At 70.9% G+C, this 20,394-nt stretch carries 18 protein-coding genes and 1 pseudogene; 9 read left to right on the top strand and 10 right to left on the bottom strand.

Going from position 1 to position 20,394, the window contains the following annotated elements:
* Positions 1 to 95: 95 nt before the first annotated feature.
* The 5 genes from atpD to ACK4K7_RS03405 form a co-directional block, all read right to left on the bottom strand.
* Positions 96 to 1,553, bottom strand: coding sequence for a F0F1 ATP synthase subunit beta (atpD, locus tag ACK4K7_RS03385; RefSeq protein WP_431863790.1), 1,458 nt, complete (start codon positions 1,551 to 1,553; stop codon positions 96 to 98).
* Between the two features lie 70 nt (positions 1,554 to 1,623).
* Positions 1,624 to 2,508 (bottom strand): F0F1 ATP synthase subunit gamma, encoded by an 885-nt coding sequence (locus ACK4K7_RS03390; RefSeq protein ID WP_431863791.1) that lies wholly within the window; start codon positions 2,506 to 2,508, stop codon positions 1,624 to 1,626.
* A gap of 105 nt (positions 2,509 to 2,613) precedes the next feature.
* Entirely contained in the window at positions 2,614 to 4,143 is a 1,530-nt protein-coding gene (gene atpA / locus ACK4K7_RS03395; RefSeq protein ID WP_431863792.1) for a F0F1 ATP synthase subunit alpha, read from the bottom strand.
* A 2-nt stretch (positions 4,144 to 4,145) separates the two neighbouring features.
* The gene (locus ACK4K7_RS03400; RefSeq protein WP_431863875.1) at positions 4,146 to 4,700 is read right to left on the bottom strand and encodes a F0F1 ATP synthase subunit delta; all 555 of its coding nucleotides are present in this window, start codon (positions 4,698 to 4,700) and stop codon (positions 4,146 to 4,148) included.
* Between the two features lie 133 nt (positions 4,701 to 4,833).
* Entirely contained in the window at positions 4,834 to 5,295 is a 462-nt protein-coding gene (locus ACK4K7_RS03405; protein WP_431863793.1) for a GNAT family N-acetyltransferase, read from the bottom strand.
* Between the two features lie 153 nt (positions 5,296 to 5,448).
* On the opposite strand from ACK4K7_RS03405, the pseudogene ada reads away from it, so the two are divergent.
* Together ada and ACK4K7_RS03415 are read left to right on the top strand one after the other, a co-directional pair.
* Positions 5,449 to 6,502, top strand: a pseudogene (ada, locus tag ACK4K7_RS03410) (bifunctional DNA-binding transcriptional regulator/O6-methylguanine-DNA methyltransferase Ada).
* 71 nt (positions 6,503 to 6,573) lie between these two features.
* A complete protein-coding gene (locus tag ACK4K7_RS03415) occupies positions 6,574 to 6,987 on the top strand; it encodes a DUF2171 domain-containing protein (RefSeq protein ID WP_431863794.1) in 414 nt (137 codons plus the stop codon).
* A 3-nt stretch (positions 6,988 to 6,990) separates the two neighbouring features.
* Here the strand turns inward: ACK4K7_RS03415 and ACK4K7_RS03420 are convergent, their stop codons facing one another.
* Positions 6,991 to 8,289: a citrate synthase gene (locus ACK4K7_RS03420; RefSeq protein WP_431863796.1), complete on the bottom strand. Its 1,299-nt coding sequence runs from the start codon at positions 8,287 to 8,289 to the stop codon at positions 6,991 to 6,993.
* Positions 8,290 to 8,291: 2 nt separating this feature from the next.
* The gene (gene gltX / locus ACK4K7_RS03425; protein WP_431863797.1) at positions 8,292 to 9,722 is read right to left on the bottom strand and encodes a glutamate--tRNA ligase; all 1,431 of its coding nucleotides are present in this window, start codon (positions 9,720 to 9,722) and stop codon (positions 8,292 to 8,294) included.
* Between the two features lie 65 nt (positions 9,723 to 9,787).
* On the opposite strand from gltX, the gene ACK4K7_RS03430 reads away from it, so the two are divergent.
* The 4 genes from ACK4K7_RS03430 to ACK4K7_RS03445 are packed head-to-tail and all read left to right on the top strand — an operon-like array spanning position 9,788 to position 14,896.
* Positions 9,788 to 11,932, top strand: a complete 2,145-nt coding sequence (locus ACK4K7_RS03430; protein ID WP_431863798.1) for a ComEC/Rec2 family competence protein — start codon at positions 9,788 to 9,790, stop codon at positions 11,930 to 11,932.
* 14 nt (positions 11,933 to 11,946) lie between these two features.
* Complete coding sequence (locus ACK4K7_RS03435) at positions 11,947 to 12,327, top strand: hypothetical protein (protein ID WP_431863799.1); 381 nt, start codon at positions 11,947 to 11,949, stop codon at positions 12,325 to 12,327.
* Positions 12,324 to 13,706: an NAD(P)H-hydrate dehydratase gene (locus ACK4K7_RS03440; protein ID WP_431863800.1), complete on the top strand. Its 1,383-nt coding sequence runs from the start codon at positions 12,324 to 12,326 to the stop codon at positions 13,704 to 13,706. Before ACK4K7_RS03435 ends, ACK4K7_RS03440 begins: the two co-directional genes overlap by 4 nt.
* Positions 13,703 to 14,896: a class I SAM-dependent RNA methyltransferase gene (locus ACK4K7_RS03445; RefSeq protein WP_431863801.1), complete on the top strand. Its 1,194-nt coding sequence runs from the start codon at positions 13,703 to 13,705 to the stop codon at positions 14,894 to 14,896. The genes ACK4K7_RS03440 and ACK4K7_RS03445 overlap by 4 nt, the downstream gene beginning before the upstream one ends.
* Here ACK4K7_RS03445 and ACK4K7_RS03450 read toward each other — a convergent pair.
* From ACK4K7_RS03450 to ACK4K7_RS03460, 3 genes are read right to left on the bottom strand one after another with little or no spacing between them, the layout of a single operon-like run.
* On the bottom strand, positions 14,893 to 15,327 hold the full coding sequence (locus ACK4K7_RS03450; protein ID WP_431863802.1) for a PaaI family thioesterase: 435 nt from the start codon (positions 15,325 to 15,327) through the stop codon (positions 14,893 to 14,895). The two genes, ACK4K7_RS03445 and ACK4K7_RS03450, sit on opposite strands and share 4 nt — an antisense overlap.
* Positions 15,324 to 15,782 carry an NfeD family protein gene (locus tag ACK4K7_RS03455; protein WP_431863876.1) on the bottom strand — a complete coding sequence of 153 codons (459 nt, stop codon included), beginning with the start codon at positions 15,780 to 15,782 and terminating at the stop codon, positions 15,324 to 15,326. The genes ACK4K7_RS03450 and ACK4K7_RS03455 overlap by 4 nt, the downstream gene beginning before the upstream one ends.
* Positions 15,783 to 15,787: 5 nt before the next feature.
* Entirely contained in the window at positions 15,788 to 16,747 is a 960-nt protein-coding gene (locus tag ACK4K7_RS03460; protein WP_431863803.1) for an SPFH domain-containing protein, read from the bottom strand.
* 78 nt (positions 16,748 to 16,825) lie between these two features.
* On the opposite strand from ACK4K7_RS03460, the gene ACK4K7_RS03465 reads away from it, so the two are divergent.
* From ACK4K7_RS03465 to ACK4K7_RS03475, 3 genes are all read left to right on the top strand, one after another.
* On the top strand, positions 16,826 to 17,635 hold the full coding sequence (locus ACK4K7_RS03465) for an HpcH/HpaI aldolase/citrate lyase family protein (protein ID WP_431863804.1): 810 nt from the start codon (positions 16,826 to 16,828) through the stop codon (positions 17,633 to 17,635).
* A gap of 83 nt (positions 17,636 to 17,718) precedes the next feature.
* A complete protein-coding gene (gene guaB / locus ACK4K7_RS03470) occupies positions 17,719 to 19,176 on the top strand; it encodes an IMP dehydrogenase (RefSeq protein ID WP_431863805.1) in 1,458 nt (485 codons plus the stop codon).
* Between the two features lie 18 nt (positions 19,177 to 19,194).
* Positions 19,195 to 20,379 (top strand): RsmB/NOP family class I SAM-dependent RNA methyltransferase, encoded by a 1,185-nt coding sequence (locus tag ACK4K7_RS03475; RefSeq protein WP_431863806.1) that lies wholly within the window; start codon positions 19,195 to 19,197, stop codon positions 20,377 to 20,379.
* The last annotated feature ends 15 nt before the right edge of the window (positions 20,380 to 20,394 follow it).

Here is a 20,394-nt window from a genome sequence, read left to right on the forward strand (position 1 = left end):
GCTGTCACCCTCACCCAGCTTCGCCTAAGTTCGCCGAAGCGGCTCACTAAGGCTCCGCAACCCTCTCCCGTCAAGGGAGAGGGTCAGGGTATGCGTTACGCGGCTTCGGCGGCGAGGCGCTGGGCCTTTTCGACCGCTTCGTCGATGCCGCCGACCATGTAGAAGGCGGCTTCGGGAAGATGGTCGTACTCGCCGTCGACCACCGCCTTGAACGAGCGCACCGTATCCTCGATCGGCACGAACTTGCCGGGGATGCCGGTGAACACTTCGGCGACGTGGAAGGGCTGCGAGAGGAAGCGCTGGATCTTGCGCGCGCGGGCGACGGTCAGCTTATCCTCTTCCGACAGCTCGTCCATGCCGAGAATGGCGATGATGTCCTGCAGCGACTTGTACTTCTGCAGGATCTCCTGGACGGCGCGGGCGGTCTCGTAATGCTCCTGGCCGACGGTGCGCGGCTCCAGCACGCGGCTGGTCGAGTCGAGCGGGTCGACCGCCGGATAGATGCCGAGCTCCGAGATGGCGCGCGACAGCACGGTGGTGGCGTCCAGGTGGGCGAAGGAGGTGGCCGGCGCCGGATCGGTCAAGTCGTCGGCCGGCACGTAGATCGCCTGCACCGAGGTGATCGAGCCCTTGTTGGTCGAGGTGATGCGCTCCTGCAGCGCGCCCATGTCGGTCGACAGGGTCGGCTGATAGCCCACCGCCGAGGGGATGCGGCCCAAGAGCGCCGACACTTCCGAGCCCGCCTGGGTGAAGCGGAAGATGTTGTCGACGAAGAAGAGCACGTCCTGGCCTTCCTGGTCGCGGAAATATTCCGCGATGGTGAGGCCGGAGAGGGCGACGCGGGCGCGGGCGCCCGGCGGCTCGTTCATCTGGCCGAACACGAGCGCCACCTTGGAGCCTTCCGGCGTCGGGTTGCCCTCGGCGTCCTTGGCGATGACGCCGGCGTCGAGGAATTCGTGGTAGAGGTCGTTGCCCTCGCGGGTGCGCTCGCCAACGCCGGCGAACACCGAGGTGCCGCCATGGCCCTTGGCGATGTTGTTGATCAGCTCCTGGATGAGCACGGTCTTGCCCACACCGGCGCCGCCGAACAGGCCGATCTTGCCGCCCTTCGCATAAGGCGCGAGCAGGTCGATCACCTTGATGCCGGTGACGAGGATGGCGGTCTCGGTCGACTGGTCGACGAACAGCGGAGCCTCGGCGTGGATCGGGGCGCTGGTCTCGGCGCCGATCGGGCCGCGCTCGTCGATCGGCTCGCCGATGACGTTCATGATGCGGCCGAGCGTCTTCGGGCCGACCGGCATGCGGATCTGCGAGCCGGTGTCGGAGACGGGCTGGCCGCGGGTGAGGCCGTCGGTCGAGTCCATCGCGATGGTACGGACGGTGTTCTCGCCGAGATGCTGGGCGACCTCGAGCACGAGGCGGTTGCCGTTGTTGTCGGTTTCGAGCGCCGACAGGATCTCCGGCAGGTTGCCGTCGAAGGTGACGTCGACGACGGCGCCGATGACCTGGCTGACGCGGCCGGTATTGGCGGTGGTGGTTGCGGCGGTGGCCATGTTCGTCTTCCTTGCCTTCTACATTCGTCACCCCGGCGACAGCCGGGGTCTGGTGTCGGTTTGTCGGGTCCTAGAGCGCCTCGGCGCCCGAGATGATCTCGACCAGTTCGGTGGTGATCGCGGCCTGGCGGGTGCGGTTGTACTGGATCGACAGGCGGTTGATCATGTCGCCGGCGTTGCGGGTGGCGTTGTCCATCGCGGTCATGCGGCTGCCCTGCTCGGACGCGGCGTTTTCGAGAAGGGCGCGGAACACCTGCACGGCGACGTTGCGCGGCAGCAGCTCGGCGAGGATCTCCTCCTCGTCCGGCTCATATTCGACCGCGGCGGTCGCGCCGCCGGTCGGCGCGGCCTCGGCCCCGCCCATCGGCACCGGGATGATCTGCTGGCCCACCGGCTCCTGCACCAAAGCCGACTGGAACTTGGCGTAGAAGAGGTGGGCGACGTCGAAGCCGCCGGCGAGATAGCGCTGCACCACGTCCTCGGCGATCGCCTGGGCGTCGGCGAAGCTCACCTGCTTGATCGCGCTGGTGTCGTGGCTGTGGAGGATCTGCTTGGGAAACAGGCGGCTGATCACCGCACGACCCTTGCGGCCGACCAGGTAGAAATGGACGGTCTTGCCCTCGCGCATCAGATCGTCCGCCTTCTTGCGGGCGGCGCGGACGATGTTCGAGTTGAACGCGCCGGCGAGGCCGCGGTCGGACGTGCAGACGACCAGCAGATGGGTCTGGTCCGATCCCGTCCCGGCGAGCAGCTTCGGGCTCTGCGGCCCGATCGTCACCTTGGCGGCGATGCTCGCCATCACCTGCTCCAGCCGCTCGGCATAGGGCCGGCCGGCTTCGGCGGCCTGCTGCGCGCGCCGCAGCTTGGCCGCGGCGACCATCTTCATCGCCTTGGTGATCTTCTGGGTCGACTTGACCGAGGAGATCCGTCCTTTGAGCGCCTTGAGAGAGGCCATTTCACCTTCTTCCTTGCGTCATCCCGGCGAAGGCCGGGATCTCGCGGGGCGAGGGGCGCCGTGCCCCCCACCCGCTGGGACCCCGGCCTGCGCCGGGGCGACGGGTTATGCGAACGTCTTCATGAAGTCGCCGATGATCGACTTCAGCTGGGCGGCCGTGTCGTCGTCGAGCGTCTTGGTGTCGCGGATGGTCGCCAGCACGCCGGCATGATCCGAACGGACATGGGCGAGCAGGGCGCTTTCGAAGCGGGTGACGGCCGCGACCGGGATCTGGTCGAGGAAGCCGTTCACGCCGGCGAAGATCGAGACGACCTGCTCTTCCATCGGCATCGGGTTGAACTGCGGCTGCTTCAGAAGCTCGGTGAGGCGGGCGCCGCGGTTGAGCAGGCGCTGCGTCGAGGCGTCGAGGTCCGAGCCGAACTGCGCGAAGGCCGCCATCTCGCGATACTGGGCGAGCTCCAATTTGATCGAGCCGGCGACCTTCTTCATCGCCTTGGTCTGCGCGGCCGAGCCGACGCGGCTGACCGAGAGGCCGACGTTGATGGCCGGACGGATGCCCTGATAGAACAGCTCGGTCTCGAGGAAGATCTGGCCGTCGGTGATCGAGATCACGTTGGTCGGGATGTAGGCCGACACGTCGCCCGCCTGCGTCTCGATGATCGGCAGCGCGGTCAGCGAGCCGTTGCCATTCTCGTCGTTCATCTTCGCGGCGCGCTCGAGCAGCCGGCTGTGGAGATAGAAGACGTCGCCCGGATAGGCTTCGCGGCCGGGCGGACGGCGCAGCAGCAGCGACATCTGGCGATAGGCGACGGCCTGCTTGGAGAGATCGTCATAGACGATCACGGCGTGCATGCCGTTGTCGCGGAAATATTCGCCCATCGTGCAGCCGGTATAGGGCGCCAGGAACTGGAGCGGGGCCGGCTCGGACGCGGTGGCGGCGACGACGATGGAATATTCCATCGCGCCATTCTCTTCGAGCGCGCGGACGATCTGCGCGACGGTCGAGCGCTTCTGGCCGACGGCGACGTAGATGCAATAGAGCTTCTTCGACTCGTCGTCGCCCTGGTTCGCCTGACGCTGGTTGATGAAGGCGTCGAGCGCGACGGCCGACTTGCCGGTCTGGCGGTCGCCGATGATCAGCTCGCGCTGGCCGCGGCCGACGGGGACGAGCGCGTCGAGCGCCTTGAGGCCGGTCTGCACCGGCTCGTGCACCGACTTGCGCGGGATGATGCCGGGCGCCTTCACTTCGACGCGGCGGCGCTCGGTCGCCTCGATCGGGCCCTTGCCGTCGATCGGGTTGCCGAGGCCGTCGACCACGCGGCCGAGCAGGCCCTTGCCGACCGGAACGTCGACGATGGTGCCGGTGCGGCGGACCGTGTCGCCTTCCTTGATCTCGGAGTCGGAGCCGAAGATCACGGCGCCGACATTGTCGGCTTCGAGGTTCAGGGCCATGCCCTTGATCCCGCCCGGGAAGTCGATCATCTCGCCGGCCTGGACATTGTCGAGGCCGTGGATGCGGGCGATGCCGTCGCCGACCGACAGCACGGTGCCGACTTCCGAAACCTGGGCTTCGGTGCCGAAGTTGGCGATCTGGTCGCGGATGACCTTCGAAATTTCAGCGGCGCGGATATCCATTTTCAGCCTTTCATCGCATGCGCGAGGGTGTCGAGTTTGGTCCTGATCGAGCTGTCGATCATCTGGCTGCCGATCTTCACGACGAGGCCGCCCAAGATGGCGGGATCGACGCTGAGATCGACGGCGATGTCCTGGCCAGTGCGGGCCTTGAGATTGGTCTTGAGCGCGCGCACCTGATCGTCGGTGAGCGGATGGGCGGAGGTCACCTCCGCCGTGATCTCGCCGCGGTGGCGGGCGGCGAGCAGATTGTAGGCGCGCACGATCGCGGGCAGCTGCGCCAGCCGGCGGTTCTGAGCGAGCACGCCGAGGAAGTTGGCGGTGAGCGGATCGAGACCCATCGTCCGGGCGGCGGCGCCGATCGCCTGGACCGCCGCGTCGCGGCCGACCAGCGGACTGGTGGTCAGTTCGCGCAGCTCCGGCGATTCGCCGAGCGCCTGGCGAAGCGCCTGCAGGCTGGCGCCGACCGTTTCGAGCTGCTGTTCGTCGCGGGCGAGCTCGAACAGCGCCGTCGCGTAGCGCCCCGCCAAGCTTGCCTGAATGCCGCCGGAATTCTCCACGCGCTCTGTCACTCCCAGATCGGATTTTCGCCCCATGGCAAGAGGGGCGCGCAGGGCGCCCCGATGGGTCGCGGGCGCCCTAGCAGGGGCTTAGCCGCGATGCAAGGCGCCCCGACAGGGGCACGAGGCGGCGTCAGATCGCGCGGGTGAGGAAGCGGGTGAACGGGCTTTCCAGATAGCCGCCGAACGGGCCGCAGGGAACGAAACCCTCGCTTTCGTAGAGCCGCAGGGCGGCCGCGAAATCGGCGGTGCTGCCGGTCTCCAGGCTGATCCGCGCGAAGCCGCGGCGGCGGCCGTCGGCGATCAGCTGGCGCAGCATCGCGCGCCCGGCGCCGCGGCCGAGCGCGTCCGGCGCGGTGCGCATCGATTTCACCTCGCCATGATCGGCCGCCAGCCGCTTCAGCGCGCCGACGCCGAGCAGCCGGCCGTCCTCGCGCAGCGACCAGAAGACGATGCCGGGCGCGCGCAGCCCGTCCGGATCGAGCACATGGCAGGCCGCGGGCGGCGAATTGGCGCGCATCTCCGAAAAATGCAGCGCCAGCAGCGTCGTCACGTCGGGCCGGTCGAGTTCGTCTTCGTGAAAGGTCCAGACCATCTTTTGACCGCAAGCGGCGGGAGGCCGCCGCCGTCGAATCGCGCCAAAGGAGCGGCTCGACAAGGTGAGAATTTGACCATGGACATCGCCAGCGCCCCATCGTCCGCCCAGGCCACGGCTGTCACCGCGCGCGAAACGTGGCAGGATGCCGCGGTGCGCGAGCAACTTTCCTCCGTCGACGCCGACGCCGCCTGGGCGGCGGTGCTGCGCCGCGACCGGGCGGCGGACGGCCGCTTCGTGACCGGCGTGCTGACGACCGGCATCTATTGCCGGCCGTCCTGCGCGGCGCGCCATCCGAGGCGGGAGAATGTGCGCTTCTTCGCGGACGGAGCGGCGGCGCGGGCGGCCGGGCTGCGCGCCTGCCGGCGCTGCCTGCCCGACGACGTCAGCCGCGAGGCGGCGGCGCTCGACAGGGCGCTGGCGCTGATGGCCGCGGCCGACGAAGCGCCGCGCCTCGACGACCTCGCCGCCGCCGCCGGCTATTCCCCGCACCACTTCCACCGGCTGTTCCGCCGTGCCACCGGCGTGACGCCCTTCGATTATTATCGCGGCCTGCGCGCGCCGGGTGGAGGCGGCGCTTGCGGCCAATGAAAGGATCACCGATGCGGTCTACGATGCCGGCTATGCGGGGCCGACCCGCTTCTACGCCGAGGCGAAGGGGAGGCTGGGCATGACGCCCTCGGCCTGGCGCGACGGGGGGCGCGGCGAGACGATCCGCTGGGCGGTCGCCGACACCAGCCTCGGGCGCATGTTCCTGGCGGCGACGGACAAGGGCATCTGCCGCCTGACCTTCGGCGAGGATGCGGAGGAGCTGCGCGCCCGCTTTCCCCATGCGAGGATCGAGCCGGGCGGGGAGGCGCTCGGGGAACTGCTCGCCAAGGCGGTGGCGGCCGTCGAAGCGCCGGAGCGGCCGCACGACCTGCCGCTCGACGTGCGCGGCACCGCCTTCCAGGAAGCGGTGTGGCGGGAACTGTCCCGGGTCCCGCCAGGCGAATCGCTGTCCTATGCGGCGCTGGCGGCACATGCGGGCAAGCCCGGCGCCGCGCGGGCGGCGGGAACCGCCTGCGGCGCCAATCCGGTCGCCGTGCTCATCCCCTGCCACCGCGCGCGCCGCGGCGACGGCAGCCCGGGCGGCTATGCCTGGGGCCTCGACATGAAGGAGAAGCTGCTGGCGCGCGAACGCGGCGAATCCAGGCTCGACCTCTAGCGGCCTCCCTTCGGGCGGCGGAACCATCGCCTGACCGGGACATTGCACGGGCAGGCAAGGGAGTAGAGACGATGGCCGATATCGCCCGCATTCGCGAGAATATGGAAGTGATCAGCTCCGACGGGGAACTGGTCGGCCATGTCGCCTCTCTGGACGGCGGCCGCCTCTCCGTGCGGAGCGCCGGCGGCGGGACCCATCCGGTCGATCCGGGCCGGATCTCGCGGGTGGACGATCACGTCCATCTGCTCGACAGCGCGGCGGTGCTGCGCGGCGACTGGAGCGGCCGGGCCGCGCCGCCGCCGCATCCCACCGAAGGCCGGGCCAAGGGGCCCTGGGCGATCGGCATCGTCTTCGTCGTGATTCTGATCGGCCTGCTGATCTGGGGCCTTCTCTACATGCTGGGCGGCGCCGGCAACGACCGCACCGAGCCGCTGCCGATCACCGGCCAGGGCGACGGCACCGCCGCCGCCCCGAACAGCCAGTAAGCCTCAGCGTTTGTCGACCGGCACGTAGTCGCGCTGCGTCGGGCCGGTATAGAGCTGGCGCGGGCGGCCGATCTTCTGGTCGGGATCGGCGATCATCTCGTTCCACTGCGCGACCCAGCCGACGGTGCGGGCGAGCGCGAACAACGCGGTGAACATCGAGGTCGGGAAGCCGATCGCCGACAGGATGATGCCCGAATAGAAGTCGACGTTCGGATAAAGCTTCTTCTCGACGAAATAGCTGTCGTTGAGCGCGATCTGCTCGAGCTCGCGGGCGACGTCGAACACCGGGTCGGTGACGCCGAGCGTGGTCAGCACTTCCTCGGCCGTCTTCTGCATCACCTTCGCGCGCGGATCGTAATTCTTGTAGACCCGGTGGCCGAAGCCCATCAGCCGGAACGGATCGTTCTTGTCCTTGGCGCGGGCGATATATTCGGGGATGCGGTCGGGCGTGCCGATCTCGCGCAGCATGTTGAGCGCCGCCTCGTTGGCGCCGCCATGCGCCGGCCCCCACAGGCAGGCGATGCCGGCCGCGATGCAGGCGAAGGGGTTGGCGCCCGAGGAGCCGGCGAGGCGGACCGTGGAGGTCGAGGCGTTCTGCTCATGGTCGGCATGGAGAATGAAGATGCGGCGCATCGCATTTTCCACCACCGGATTGACCTCATAGGGCTCGGCCGGGACGCCGAACGTCATGCGCAGGAAGTTGCCGGTGTAGGACAGGGAATTGTCCGGATACATGAACGGCTGGCCGATCGAATATTTGTAAGCCATCGCCGCGATCGTCGGCATCTTGGCGATCAGCCGGTGCGAGGCGACCATGCGCTGCTGCGGATCGGTGATGTCGGTCGAATCGTGGTAGAAGGCGGACAGCGCGCCGACGACGCCGCACATGATCGCCATCGGATGGGCGTCGCGCCGGAAGCCGCGATAGAATTGGGCGAGCTGCTCGTGCACCATCGTGTGGCGGGTGATGGTGTAGCTGAACTCGCTGAGCTCGTCCTTCGTCGGGAGCTCGCCGCGCAGCAGCAGATAGGCGACCTCCATGAAGGTCGAATGTTCGGCCAGCTGGTCGATCGGATAGCCGCGGTGCAGCAGGATGCCCTGATCGCCGTCGATATAGGTGATGGCCGACTGGCAGGCGGCGGTGGAGGTGAAGCCCGGATCGTAGGTGAAGACGTCGGTCTGGCCGTAAAGCTTTCGGATGTCGACCACGTCCGGTCCGACGGAGCCCGAGAGCACCTCATAATCGTAGGTCTTCTCGCCGATCGTGAGGTTGGCCCGATTGGCCCCGGTGGCGTCTGCCATGCTTAAAGCTCCTTCGTCTTCATCTGGTCCGCAATGCGCGCGAGGCTCTCCTCGCGGCCGAGCAGAACGAGCACATCGAAAATTCCGGGCGAGGTGGCGCGGCCGGTGAGCGCCGCCCGCAGCGGCTGCGCCACCTGCCCGAGCTTCACGCCCTCGGCCTCGGCCACCTCCCGCACGGCCTGCTCCGTCGCCTCGGCCGTCCAGCCGTCCAGCGCGGACAGGCGGGCATGGACGAGGGCGAGCAGGTCCGACGCCGCGCCCTCTAGCAACTGGGCGGCGCGTTCGTCCACGTCCAGCGGCCGGTTCTTGAAAAGAAAAGCGCCGCCTTCGGCGAGCTCGACCAGGCTCCTTGCGCGCGGCTTCAGCACGTCCATCGCGCCGGCGAGGAGCGCGACGTCGTCGCTGCCGAGCGTGCGGCCGGACAGATCGGACAGGCGCGGCGCCACCAGCATGGCGAGCCGGTCGTTGCCCGCCTCGCGGATATAATGGCCGTTGAGATTCTCCAGCTTCTTCATGTCGAAGCGGGAGGGGGAGCGGCCGACATGGTCGAGATCGAACCAGCGGACCGCGTCGTCGCGGCCGATGATCTCGTCGTCGCCATGGCCCCAGCCGAGCCGCAGGAGATAGTTGAACAGGGCCTCGGGCAGGACGCCGAGCTCGTCGCGATAGGTGTCGACCCCGATCGCGCCGTGGCGCTTCGACATCTTGGCGCCGTCCTGGCCGTGGATCAGCGGCACATGGGCGTAGACCGGCTCCGGCCAGCCCATCGCCCGGATGATGGCGAGTTGGCGGAAGGCGTTGTTGAGATGGTCGTCGCCGCGGATGACGTGGGTGACCCCCATGTCGTGATCGTCGACGACGACCGCGAGCATGTAGGTCGGCGTGCCGTCGGAGCGGAGCAGGATGAAATCGTCGATCTCGGCATTCTGGACGGCGACGCGGCCCTGGACCTCGTCCTCGATCACCGTCTCGCCCTCGCGCGGGGCCTTCAGGCGCAGGACGTAGGGGCCGTCCCCTTCCTCGCCGCCGCAGTCGCGCCAGCGGCTGTCGATCCGGAACGGGCGCTTCTCGCGCTGCGCGGCCTCGCGCGCGGCGGCGAGCTCGTCCTGGGTCATCCAGCATTTGTAGGCCGCGCCGCGCGCGAGCAGCTCGTGCGCCACTTCGGCATGGCGTTCGGCATATTCCGACTGGAAGTGGGTGTCGCCGTCCCAGCCGAGGCCCAGCCAGGCCATGCCGTCGAGGATGGCGTCGATCGCCTCGCGGGTCGAGCGCGCGCGGTCCGTGTCCTCGATCCGCAGCAGGAAACGGCCGCCGTGGCGGCGGGCGTAGAGCCAGTTGAACAAGGCGGTGCGGGCGCCGCCGATGTGCAGGAAACCGGTGGGCGAGGGCGCGAAGCGGGTGACGACTTCAGGCTGGTCGGTGCTTGCGCTCACGCGCGCTTTCTCCAAGGATGCGGCCCATGCGGACCAGTGACGCGAGCGCCCCTAGCATAGCGGATGTGCCGCGACAAAGGGGCTGGCGCGAATGGGCCGAAGCGGCCGACGCGCGGCTCGAAAGCTGGTTCGACCGGGAGCGGGACCAGCTGCCGCTGTGGCTTCCGGTCGGGCTCATCGCCGGGGTGGGCGCGTGGTTCGCGTTGCCGGCGGAGCGGCACTGGATCGCCTTCCTGCTGGTCGCGCTCGGCCTGTTCCTGGGCGTTCTCGCCTGGGCGGGCGAGCGGCGCTGGGGCCGGGCGCTCGCGCTGTTCGCGCTCGCGGCGGCGATCGGCTGCGCGCTCGTCTGGCACCGCGCCGAGCGCGTCGCCGCGCCGCGTCTCGACCGGCCGGGCATGGCGACGTTCGAGGCGCGGATCCTGGGCGTCGAGCGCATCCCGGCCCGGGGGCAGGTGCGCCTGATGCTCGCCCCCGATCCGCCGGCCGAGGCGGAACGGGCCGGGCGGGCGCTGCCGCCGAAGCTGCGGATCACCCTGCCGGAGGACAAGGCCGACGCGCGGCTGAAGCCCGGCGCGCGGGTGCGGCTGCGCGCCTATCTGATGCCGCCCGCGCCGATGGCGGTGCCCGGCGCCTACGATTTCGCGCGCAACGCCTGGTTCCAGGGAATCGGCGCGACCGGCCGGCTGCTCGGCGAGGTGGCGGTGATGGAGGAGGCGCGCGAGACCGGCTGGCGCGCGCGCGTCTCCGACTGGCGCCAGCGGCTCGCCGACCATGTGCGCTCCCGCATCGACGGCGGCGCGGGCGGGATCGCCGCGACGCTCGCCACCGGCGACCGCGGCGGCATTTCCGAGGAGGATGCCGAAGCGATGCGCCGCTCGGGCCTGGCGCATCTGCTGTCGATCAGCGGCCTCTACGTCACCGCCGTGGTGGGCGCGGCGATGCTGATCGTGCTGAAGCTGCTGGCGCTGAGCCCCACGCTGGCGCTGCGCTGGAACCTCGTCCTGGTCGCGGCCGGCGCGGGGGCGGCGGCGGGGCTCGGCTACACCTTGCTGACCGGCGCCGAGGTGCCGACGATCCGCGCCTGCGCGGCGGCGATGCTGGTGCTGATCGGGGTGGCGCTCGGGCGGGACGCGATCACGCTCCGGCTCGTCATGGCGGGCGCGCTGTTCGTGGTGCTGCTCTGGCCCGAATCGGTGGCGGGGCCGAGCTTCCAGCTGAGCTTCGCGGCGGTCACGGCGATCGTCGCGCTCCACGAACATCCCCGCATAAGGGAACTGCTGGCGCGGCGGGAGGAGGGGGCGGGCGGGCGCCTCGGCCGCATCCTCCTCGGCCTGTTCCTGACCGGGCTCGCGGTCGAGGTCGCGCTGGCGCCGATCGCGCTTTATCATTTCCACAAGGCCGGCCTCTACGGCGCGCTCGCCAACATCGTCGCCATCCCGCTCACCACCTTCGTGATCATGCCGGCCGAAGCGCTGGCGCTGCTGCTCGACTCGGTCGGGCTCGGCGCGCCGTTCTGGTGGATCGCGGGGGTGTCGCTACGGCTGCTGCTGGCGCTCGCCCACTTCACCGCGAACAGCCCGGGTTCGGTGGCGATGCTGCCGACCATGCCGACCGGCGCCTTCGCCCTGATGGTGGCGGGCGGGCTGTGGATCTGCCTGTGGCGGACGCGGGCGCGGCGCTTGGGGCTGCTGCCGGTCGCGATCGGCGGCGCCTGGGCGATCGCGACGCCCGCGCCCGATCTTATCGTCACCGGCGACGGACGGCATCTGGCGCTGCGCACCGGCTCGGGCGAGCTCGCTTTGCTGCGCGGACGGGCGGGAGACTATGTCCGCTCGATGCTGGCCGAGACGTCGGGCAGCGAGGCCGGCTTCGTGGAGCTCGCCGATCTCGGCGCCGCCGCCTGCAGCGCCGATCTGTGCGCGGCGGACATCGTCCGGGACGGGCGGCGCTGGCGCGTCCTCGCCACCCGCAGCTCCCACCATGTGCGCTGGAGCGAGATGGCGGCGGCCTGCGCGGAGGCGGACATCGTCGTCTCTGACCGGCGACTGCCGGACGGCTGCCGGCCGCGTTGGCTGAAGGCCGACCGGAGCCTGCTGCGCGAGACCGGCGGCCTTGCCGTCCACCTGTCGGCGCCGCCCCGGATCGAGACCGTGGCCGATCATGTCGGCCGCCACCCCTGGGCGCCGCGCTTGCCTCCGCCGGGCCGATGATCCACTAAGGCGGCATGCGCGGCTTCGCTCTTCTCGCTGTCTTTCTCCTCCCCGCCTGCGGCGGTGGCGGGGACGATGCGCGCGAGGAGGCCTATGCCAAGGCGGCGGCCGAGGCGGAGCGGATCGAATGCGCGGTCGGCGGGGCCGAGCGGTTCGAGCGCAACTGCACGATCGAGCGCGCCGCCGGCGAAGAGGGGCTGACGCTCACCGTGCGCGCGCCGGACGGGAGCTTCCGCCGCCTCCAGGTCACCGGCGACGGGCGCGGCGTGGTCGCGGCCGACGGCGCCGAGCAGGCCGAGGTCAGCGTCATCGCGGACAACAGGATCGAAGTGGCCGTCGCCGGCGACCGCTACCGCCTGCCCGCCACCGTGAAAGGTGCCGGGCAGGCGCGGTGAACCGGCGCGTCATCCTCACGGCCGACGAGATGCGGCGCGCCGAGGCGCGGGCGATCGCGGGCGGCACCCCGGTCGAAACGCTGATGGAGCGCGCCGGGCGGGCCGCGGCGGACGCGATCTGGCGCTATACCGGTCCGATGCCCGCCCTGGTTCTGTGCGGCCCCGGCAACAATGGCGGCGACGGCTATGTGATCGCGCGGGCGCTCGCGGATCGCGGCATGCCGGTCCGCGTCGCCGCCTTCGGCGAACCGCGCGGCGACGCCGCCCGCGCGGCGTGCGCGAGCTGGACGGGGGAAGTGGCATCATTCGGCGCGGCGGCGCCGGCGCCGCTGCTGATCGACGCCTTGTTCGGAACCGGGCTCCAGCGGCCGCTCGACGAGGCGGCGGCGCAGCTGCTCGCGCGGTTGGCCGAGGCGGCGGAAGTGCGGGTGGCGGTGGACCTGCCGAGCGGGGCGGCGACCGACGACGGCTGCCTGCTGTCCCCGGTTCCCGATTTCGACCTCACCGTCACCTTCCAGACGCTGAAGCCCTCCCACCTCTTGTTCCCGGCCGCGCGCCATATGGGCCGGATCGTGGTCGCCGACATCGGGATCGAAGCGGACAGCCGGCTGCGGGAGATCGGGCGACCCCGGCTCGGCGCGCCGGGGCCGGAAGACCATAAATATAGCCGCGGCTTCGTCGCGCTTCCGACGGGCGAGATGCCGGGCGCGGCCGCCTTGGCCGCGGCGGGCGCGATGCGAGGCGGCGCGGGCTATGTCCGCCTGTTCGGCGACGAAGCCGTGCCGGGCGTTCCGAGCGCCGTCGTGCAGGGACGCGGCGCGCCGGATGTCGACGATGCGCGGATCGGCGCGCTGCTCGTCGGCCCCGGCCTCGGCAAAGGCGAGGCGGCAAAGCGGCTGCTGGAGGCGGCGCTCGGCGCGTCGGCGCCGCTCGTGCTGGACGCCGACGCCCTGAACCTCCTCGCGGGGCGCGGCGTGGACGGGCTCGGCAAGGGGCGCCAGACACCGATCCTGACGCCCCATGCGGGCGAGTTCGCGCGGCTGTTCGACGATCGTGCCGGCAGCAAGGTCGATCGGGCGCGGCGGGCGGCGGCGCTGTCGGGCGCGGTCATCGTCTACAAGGGCGCCGACACGGTGGTGGCGTGCCCCGACGGCCGCGCCGCGATCGGCCCGGCGGCGCCCGCCTGGCTCGCCACGGCCGGCACGGGCGACGTGCTCGCCGGCGTGATCGCGGCGATGCGGGCCTGGGGTTTCGACGCCTTCGACGCGGCCTGCGCCGGCGTTTGGCTGCACGGCCGCGCCGCCGAACTCGCCGGGCCGGGCCTGATCGCGGACGATCTGCTCGACCATCTCCCCGCCGCCTTCGCGGAATGCCTGTGAGCGAACGGATCGTCCGGCTGGCCGCGCGCGGCGACGGCGTGACGGAGAGCGGCCGCTTCGTGCCGTTCGCCGCGCCCGGCGACCAGGTGCGCGCCGACGGCGGCGTGGAGCCGGGGCCGCACCACCAGACGCCGCCCTGCCGCCACTTTCCGGAATGCGGCGGGTGCCAGCTTCAGCATGTCGACGATGTCGCCTTCGCCGGCTTCGTGACCGACCGGATCGCCGCCGCGCTCGCCGCCCAGGGGATCGCGGCGCCGGACATCCTGCCGGTCCACCTGTCGCCGCCGGTCAGCCGCCGCCGCGCCTCGCTCCGCGCCGAGCGCAAGGGGCGCCATCTCGCCCTCGGCTTCAACGAGGAAGGCAGCCACCGCATCGTCGACATGCGCGAATGCTTCATCCTGAGGACGGAATTGTTCGCGCTCGTGGCGCCGCTGCGGGCGCTGATGGGCGATCTGATCGGCCCGCGCGGATCGGGCGGGGTCCGGATGACGATGACCGATCAGGGGCCGGACATCCTGCTCGAACAGGTCGCCGCCGACGGGCTCGAGGCGGCGGAGGCGCTGACCCGCTTCGCCGAGATCCACCGGCTCGCCCGGCTGGCGATCGACGACGGCTATGGCCCCCAGACCCGCTGGGAGCCGGAGCCGGTGACGGTGACGCTGGGCGGCGTCCCGGTGGCGCTGCCGCACGGCGCCTTCCTGCAGGCGACCGCCGACGGTGAGGCGGCGCTGGTCGCGGCGGTGAAGGCGGCGGTGGGCGACGCGGGCGTCGTCGCCGACCTGTTCGCCGGGCTCGGCACCTTCGCCTTGTCGCTGGACGGGCGGGTCTATGCCGCCGAAGGCGCGCGAGACGCGGCCCTGTCGCTCAAGGCGGCCGCCAACCGCGCGCGGCGCCAGCTGTTCGTCGATCATCGCGATCTCTTCCGCCGCCCGCTCGACGTCAAGGAACTCGGCCGGTTCGAGGCGGTGGTGCTGGACCCGCCCCGCGCCGGCGCCAAGGAGCAGGCGGCGGCGCTCGCGGCGGCGGCGACGGCGCGGGTGGCCTATGCCTCCTGCAACCCGGCGACCTTCGCCCGCGACGCCCGAACGCTGCTGGACGGCGGCTTCCGGCTCGACTGGGTGAAGCCGGTCGGCCAGTTCCGCTGGTCGACCCATGTCGAGCTGGTCGGCGCCTTTTCGCGCGGCGCCTAGATCTTCTCGATCGGTACGAGCCGCGCCGCGGCGGTGGCGCGGGCGACGAGGGTGCCGCCGGCGTCGAACAGCTCCGCCTCGAGATAGGCGATGCTCTTGCCGAGCTGCACGACGCGGCTGACCGCCGTCAGTTCGCCCGGCCTGGCCGGCGCGAGGAAGCTGACGTTGAGGTTGACGGTCGGCGTGAACAGCGCGCCGCCGCTCTTCACCAGCACCGCCGGCCCCATCGCCTCGTCCAGCATCGCGGCGAGGAAGCCGCCCTGAACAAAGCCGGCCGGGTTCAGGAATTCCCGCCGCCCCTCCATCGCGACCTTGAGCGTGCCGGCCTCCGGATCGGCGTCGACCAGCCGCCAGCCGAGCGTCCGCGCGCAGGGCGGCGTGTCGAACCGGGCGAAGATGGCCTGCGCCGCGGCCAGCCCCTCGGCGCTCACCGGGCGGGCAGCTCGGGCGCGGCGGGCGAGGCGAGCGGTTCGACCAGCAGGCAATTGCCGTCGGCGCCGGCCACGCGCATGCGCGCGCCTTCCGCCGCGTCGGGCCCGCGCGCGCTCCAGACGCCGTCGCCGACCCGCACCCGGCCGCGGCCGCCCTCGATCGCTTCCACCACGATCACGGTCGTGCCGATCAGCCGCGACGTGCGGTCGTTGAGGCGCGGATCGCTGCTCGGCACCGGGTTGCGGTCGTAGAAGCGGCGCCCCGCATAGACGAAGGCGAAGGCGAGCAGGCCGAACAGGACGAACTCGAAGGTGAGCGGCAGGCCCAGCAGCATCGCCAGGATCCCGGTCACCGCCGCCGCGCCGGCGAGCCAGGCGAACACGACCCCCGGCGTCGTCAGCTCGGCGATGCCGAACAAGGCGGCGGCGATCAGCCACCACCAGTGGGACTCCATGCCGTTCACTGGAAGGGGCCTTTGCGGGTCGTTGGCGTGGCGATCACCGTGTCCGCCTTCGGCTCGAGCGCGGCGCGGGCAATCTCGCCGATGCCGCCGAGCGTGCCGATCAGCTGGGTCGCCTCGACCGGGAACAGGATCGTCTTGGCGTTGGGCGAATTGGCGAACTGGCCCACCGCCTCGACATATTTCTGGGCGATGAAATAGTTGATCGCCTGGGTGTTGCCGCCGGCGATCGCGTCGGACACCATCTGGGTCGCCTTGGCTTCGGCCTCGGCCGCGCGCTCGCGCGCCTCGGCGTCGCGGAAGGCGGCCTCGCGCCGGCCCTCGGCCTCCAGGATCTGCGACTGCTTCTCGCCCTCGGCGCGCAGGATCGCCGAGGCCCGGCTGCCCTCCGCCTCGAGGATGACGGCGCGCTTCTCGCGCTCGGCCTTCATCTGCCGGCCCATGGCGTTGACGATGTCGGCGGGCGGGCGGATGTCCTTGATCTCGACGCGGGTGATCTTGACCCCCCAGCTTTCGGTCGCATGGTCGACGACGGCGAGCAGGCGCGCGTTGATCTCGTCGCGCTTCGACAGCGTCTCGTCGAGGTCCATCGATCCCATCACGGTGCGCAGGTTGGTGGTGGTGAGCTGCATGATGGCGAGATAGAGGTCGGACACCTCATAGGCCGCCTTGGCGGAATCCAGCACCTGGAAGAAGACGACGCCGTCGGTCGACACCATGGCATTGTCCTTGGTGATGATCTCCTGCCCCGGAATGTCGAGCACCTGCTCCATCATGTTGATCTTGCGGCCGACGCGGTAGAAGAAGGCGGGGTAGAAATTGAGGCCCGGGCGCGCGACCGTGGTGAAGCGGCCGAAATATTCGATCGTATATTGATAGCCCTGGCGGACGACCTTCACGCTGGCGAACAGATAGAGCAGCGCCATGCCCAGAAATGCCGTGACGGCGGTGGTGATCATGTGCCTTCTCCTCCCCCTTCAAATCCGGCCGCCATGTTGTATCCAGAAGCGCCCTCCTTCCAAGCGGAATCGCACGCCATGGACGCCTCCCGCCTTCGGCTCTGCCGCTCGCTCCTCTTCCTCCCCGCCTCCAATCCGCGCGCCATCGAGAAAGCGCGGGGGCTGGACGCCGACATGATCGTCCTCGACCTCGAAGACGCGGTGAAGCCGGAGGACAAGGCGGAGGCGCGGCGGCTGGCCGAAGCGGCGGTGCGGGACGGGTTCGGCGGACGCCCCGTCGCCGTCCGCATCAACGCGGTCGGCAGCCCCTTCTTCGGCGACGACGTGGTGGCGGTGCGGCGGATGCAGCCCGATCATGTCGTGCTCGCCAAGGCCGAGACGCCCAAGCAGGTCGCCGACGCGGCCTGGCTGACCGCCAAGCGCATCCTGGCGATGGTCGAGACGGCGCGAGGCGTGATCGACGCCGCGGCGATCGCCCAGGCGACCGGCGGGCTGGTCGCCGGCACCAACGACCTGGCCGCCGATCTCCACATCCCGGCGAACGAGGGGCGGCGCGGCCTTTCCTACGCGCTGCAGCGGATCGTGCTGGCGGCGCGGGCGGCGGGGGTGCCCGCCTTCGACGGCGTCTACAACAAGCTCGACGACGAGGAGGGGCTGGCGGAGCAATGCCGCGAGGGCCGCGCCTTTGGCTTCGACGGCAAGTCGCTGATCCACCCCGGGCAGATCGCGACCGCCAACCGGATCTTCTCGCCCGCGCCCGGGGAAGTGGAGGAGGCGCTGCGCCTGATCGCCGCCGCGACCGGCGGGGCGGAGCGGTTCGAGGGGCGGATGATCGAAGCCATGCATGTCGAGCAGGCGAGGGCGCTGGTCGCCAAGGCGCGGCTCTGACGGGTCGCGCGGCGGGGCGCTGGCATCGCGGGCGCTCCGACCCTATGTAGCGGCACCCGAATCCCCTCGCACAAGGCAGCAAGATGGACATCCGCACCGGCCTCACCTTCGACGACGTACTTCTGGTGCCGGGCGAGTCGAGCGTGCTGCCGAGCCAGGCGGACACCAGGACCCACGTCACCCGCGGCATCGCGCTCAACATCCCGATCCTGTCGTCGGCGATGGACACGGTGACGGAGGCCGACATGGCGATCGTGATGGCGCAGCTCGGCGGCATCGGCGTTCTCCACCGCAACCTGTCGGTCGAGGAGCAGGCGGCCGCCGTCACCGCCGTCAAGAGGTTCGAAAGCGGAATGGTGGTCAATCCCGTCACCATCCGCCCCGACGAGACGCTCGCCGACGCGCTGGAGCTGATGCAGCGCCACAAGATTTCGGGCATTCCGGTCACCGAGCGGAACGGCCGCCTGGTCGGCATCCTCACCAACCGCGACGTGCGCTTCGCCGAAAATCCGCGCCAGCCGGTCGCCGAGCTGATGACGAAGGAGAATCTCGTCACCGTCGGCCCCGGCGTCACCCAGGAGGAGGCCAAGCGCAAGCTCCACCAGCGCCGGATCGAGAAGCTGCTGGTGGTGGACGGCGACGCGCGCTGCATCGGCCTCATCACCGTCAAGGATATCGAGAAAGCGGTCACCTATCCGGAAGCGACCAAGGATCATGCCGGGCGGCTGCGCGTCGCCGCCGCCACCACGGTGGGCGACAAGGGCCTCGAACGCAGCCGCGCGCTGATCGCGGCCGAATGCGACCTCATCGTCATCGACACCGCCCACGGCCACAATCGCGATGTCGCGGCGGCCGTGGAGCGGATCAAGAAGGAATCGAACTCGGTCCAGATCGTCGCGGGCAACGTCGCCACCGCCGAAGCGGCGCGCGCGCTGATCGACGCGGGCGCCGACGCGATCAAGGTGGGCATCGGCCCGGGATCGATCTGCACCACCCGCGTCGTCGCCGGCGTCGGCGTGCCGCAGCTCACCGCCATCCTGGACGCGGCCGGCGAGGCGGCGAAGCAGGGCGTGCCGGTGATCGCCGACGGCGGCCTCCGGACGAGCGGCGACGTCGCCAAGGCGCTGGCGGCGGGCGCGTCGACCGTGATGGTGGGATCGCTGCTCGCCGGCACCGAGGAGGCGCCGGGCGAGACCTTCCTCTACCAGGGACGCGCCTACAAGAGCTATCGCGGCATGGGTTCGGTCGGCGCGATGGCGCGCGGCTCGGCCGACCGTTATTTCCAGCAGGACATCAAGGACCAGCTGAAGCTGGTGCCGGAGGGCATCGAGGGCCAGGTGCCCTATAAGGGCCACGCCCGCGACGTGATCCACCAGCTGGTCGGCGGCGTGAAGGCGGCGATGGGCTATACCGGCGCGGCTTCGCTGGCGGAGCTTCGCGAAAAGGCGCAGTTCGTCCGCATCACCAATGCGGGCCTGCGCGAAAGCCATGTGCACGACGTCACCATCACCCGCGAGGCGCCCAATTATCCGACCCGCTGACGGGAAGGGGGGTCGTCGATGACCCCCGCGGCGCGGGTTCAGGCGGCGATCGAGCTGCTCGACGCGGCGGTCGCGGCCGCGCGGGAAGGCGGCGCCGCCGCGGACACGCTGATCGCCCGCTACTTCAAGGAGCGCCGCTATGCCGGATCGAAGGACCGGCGGGCGGTGCGCGACCTCGTCTACCGCGCCATCCGCCGCTCGGGGGAGCGGCCCGCCTCCGGGCGCGCGGCGATGCTGGGGCTGGCGGAGGAGGATCCGGAGCTGGGCGCCCTGTTCGACGGGTCGCCGCACGGGCCGGCGCCGATCGCGGCGGGGGAGGAGGCCGCGCCCGCCGCCGCCGTGCCGCGCTGGCTGGAGAGCCGCTTCGATCCGCTGGTCGGACCCGGGGAATGGCCGGCCCTGCTGGAACGGGCGCCGCTCGACCTGCGCGTCAACCTTCTGAAGGGCGATGTCGACGCGGCGCGCCAGGCGCTGCCCGAAGCCGAAGCGGCGCCGCTGTCCCCGATCGGGCTTCGCCTGCCCGAGGGCTGGCGGGTGGAAGACAGCGAGGCGTGGCGCACCGGCCTGGTCGAGGTGCAGGACGAGGGCAGCCAGCTGCTGTCGCTCGCCTGCGCCGCCGCGCCGGGCATGACGGTGGTCGATCTCTGCGCCGGCGCCGGGGGCAAGACCCTCGCCCTCGCGGCGGCGATGGGGAATGAGGGCCGCGTCGTCGCCGCCGACGTCGACCGGACACGGCTCGGCCGGACGGCGCCGCGGCTCGCGCGGGCGGGCGTGGGCATCGTCGAGACGCGCCTGCTCGATCCGCTGAAGGAGCTGGAGGCGCTCGCGGACCTGCGCGGCGGCGCCGATCTGGTGCTGGTCGACGCGCCCTGCTCGGGCACCGGCACCTGGCGCCGCAATCCGGAGACGCGCTGGCGGCTCACCCCGGACCGGCTCGCGCGTCTTGTGAAGCTTCAGTCGCATCTCCTTGACATCGCCGTGGAACTTCTTCGGCCCGGCGGGCATCTCGTCTATGCCGTCTGCTCGCTGCTGCGGGAGGAGGGGCGCGACCAGGCGGAGGCCTTGTGCAGCCGCCGTTCAGGCCTGGTGGCGCAATCTCCACCGATCCCCGGCGGTCGGCCCGCGGGTCCGGGCCTGATCCTCAGCCCCGGCCATGACGGAACCGACGGCTTTTTCGTCGCACGGTGGCGGAGCCCATGCTAAGTTCCCCGCCAGACA

The sequence above is a fragment of the Allosphingosinicella sp. genome (assembly GCF_046295735.1).
GTDB lineage: Bacteria > Pseudomonadota > Alphaproteobacteria > Sphingomonadales > Sphingomonadaceae > Allosphingosinicella.

Bases quoted from the DNA above. Each gene is read 5' to 3' on its own strand.
- ACK4K7_RS03390 (WP_431863791.1), bottom strand. From the start codon at position 2,508: ATGGCCTCTCTCAAGGCGCTCAAAGGACGGATCTCCTCGGTCAAGTCG.
- ACK4K7_RS03465 (WP_431863804.1), top strand. From the start codon at position 16,826: ATGGACGCCTCCCGCCTTCGGCTCTGCCGCTCGCTCCTCTTCCTCCCC.
- guaB (WP_431863805.1), top strand. From the start codon at position 17,719: ATGGACATCCGCACCGGCCTCACCTTCGACGACGTACTTCTGGTGCCG.
- ACK4K7_RS03455 (WP_431863876.1), bottom strand. From the start codon at position 15,782: ATGGAGTCCCACTGGTGGTGGCTGATCGCCGCCGCCTTGTTCGGCATC.
- ACK4K7_RS03415 (WP_431863794.1), top strand. From the start codon at position 6,574: ATGGCCGATATCGCCCGCATTCGCGAGAATATGGAAGTGATCAGCTCC.
- atpA (WP_431863792.1), bottom strand. From the start codon at position 4,143: ATGGATATCCGCGCCGCTGAAATTTCGAAGGTCATCCGCGACCAGATC.
- ACK4K7_RS03475 (WP_431863806.1), top strand. From the start codon at position 19,195: ATGACCCCCGCGGCGCGGGTTCAGGCGGCGATCGAGCTGCTCGACGCG.
- ACK4K7_RS03405 (WP_431863793.1), bottom strand. From the start codon at position 5,295: ATGGTCTGGACCTTTCACGAAGACGAACTCGACCGGCCCGACGTGACG.
- ACK4K7_RS03420 (WP_431863796.1), bottom strand. From the start codon at position 8,289: ATGGCAGACGCCACCGGGGCCAATCGGGCCAACCTCACGATCGGCGAG.
- ACK4K7_RS03435 (WP_431863799.1), top strand. From the start codon at position 11,947: ATGCGCGGCTTCGCTCTTCTCGCTGTCTTTCTCCTCCCCGCCTGCGGC.
- ACK4K7_RS03460 (WP_431863803.1), bottom strand. From the start codon at position 16,747: ATGATCACCACCGCCGTCACGGCATTTCTGGGCATGGCGCTGCTCTAT.
- atpD (WP_431863790.1), bottom strand. From the start codon at position 1,553: ATGGCCACCGCCGCAACCACCACCGCCAATACCGGCCGCGTCAGCCAG.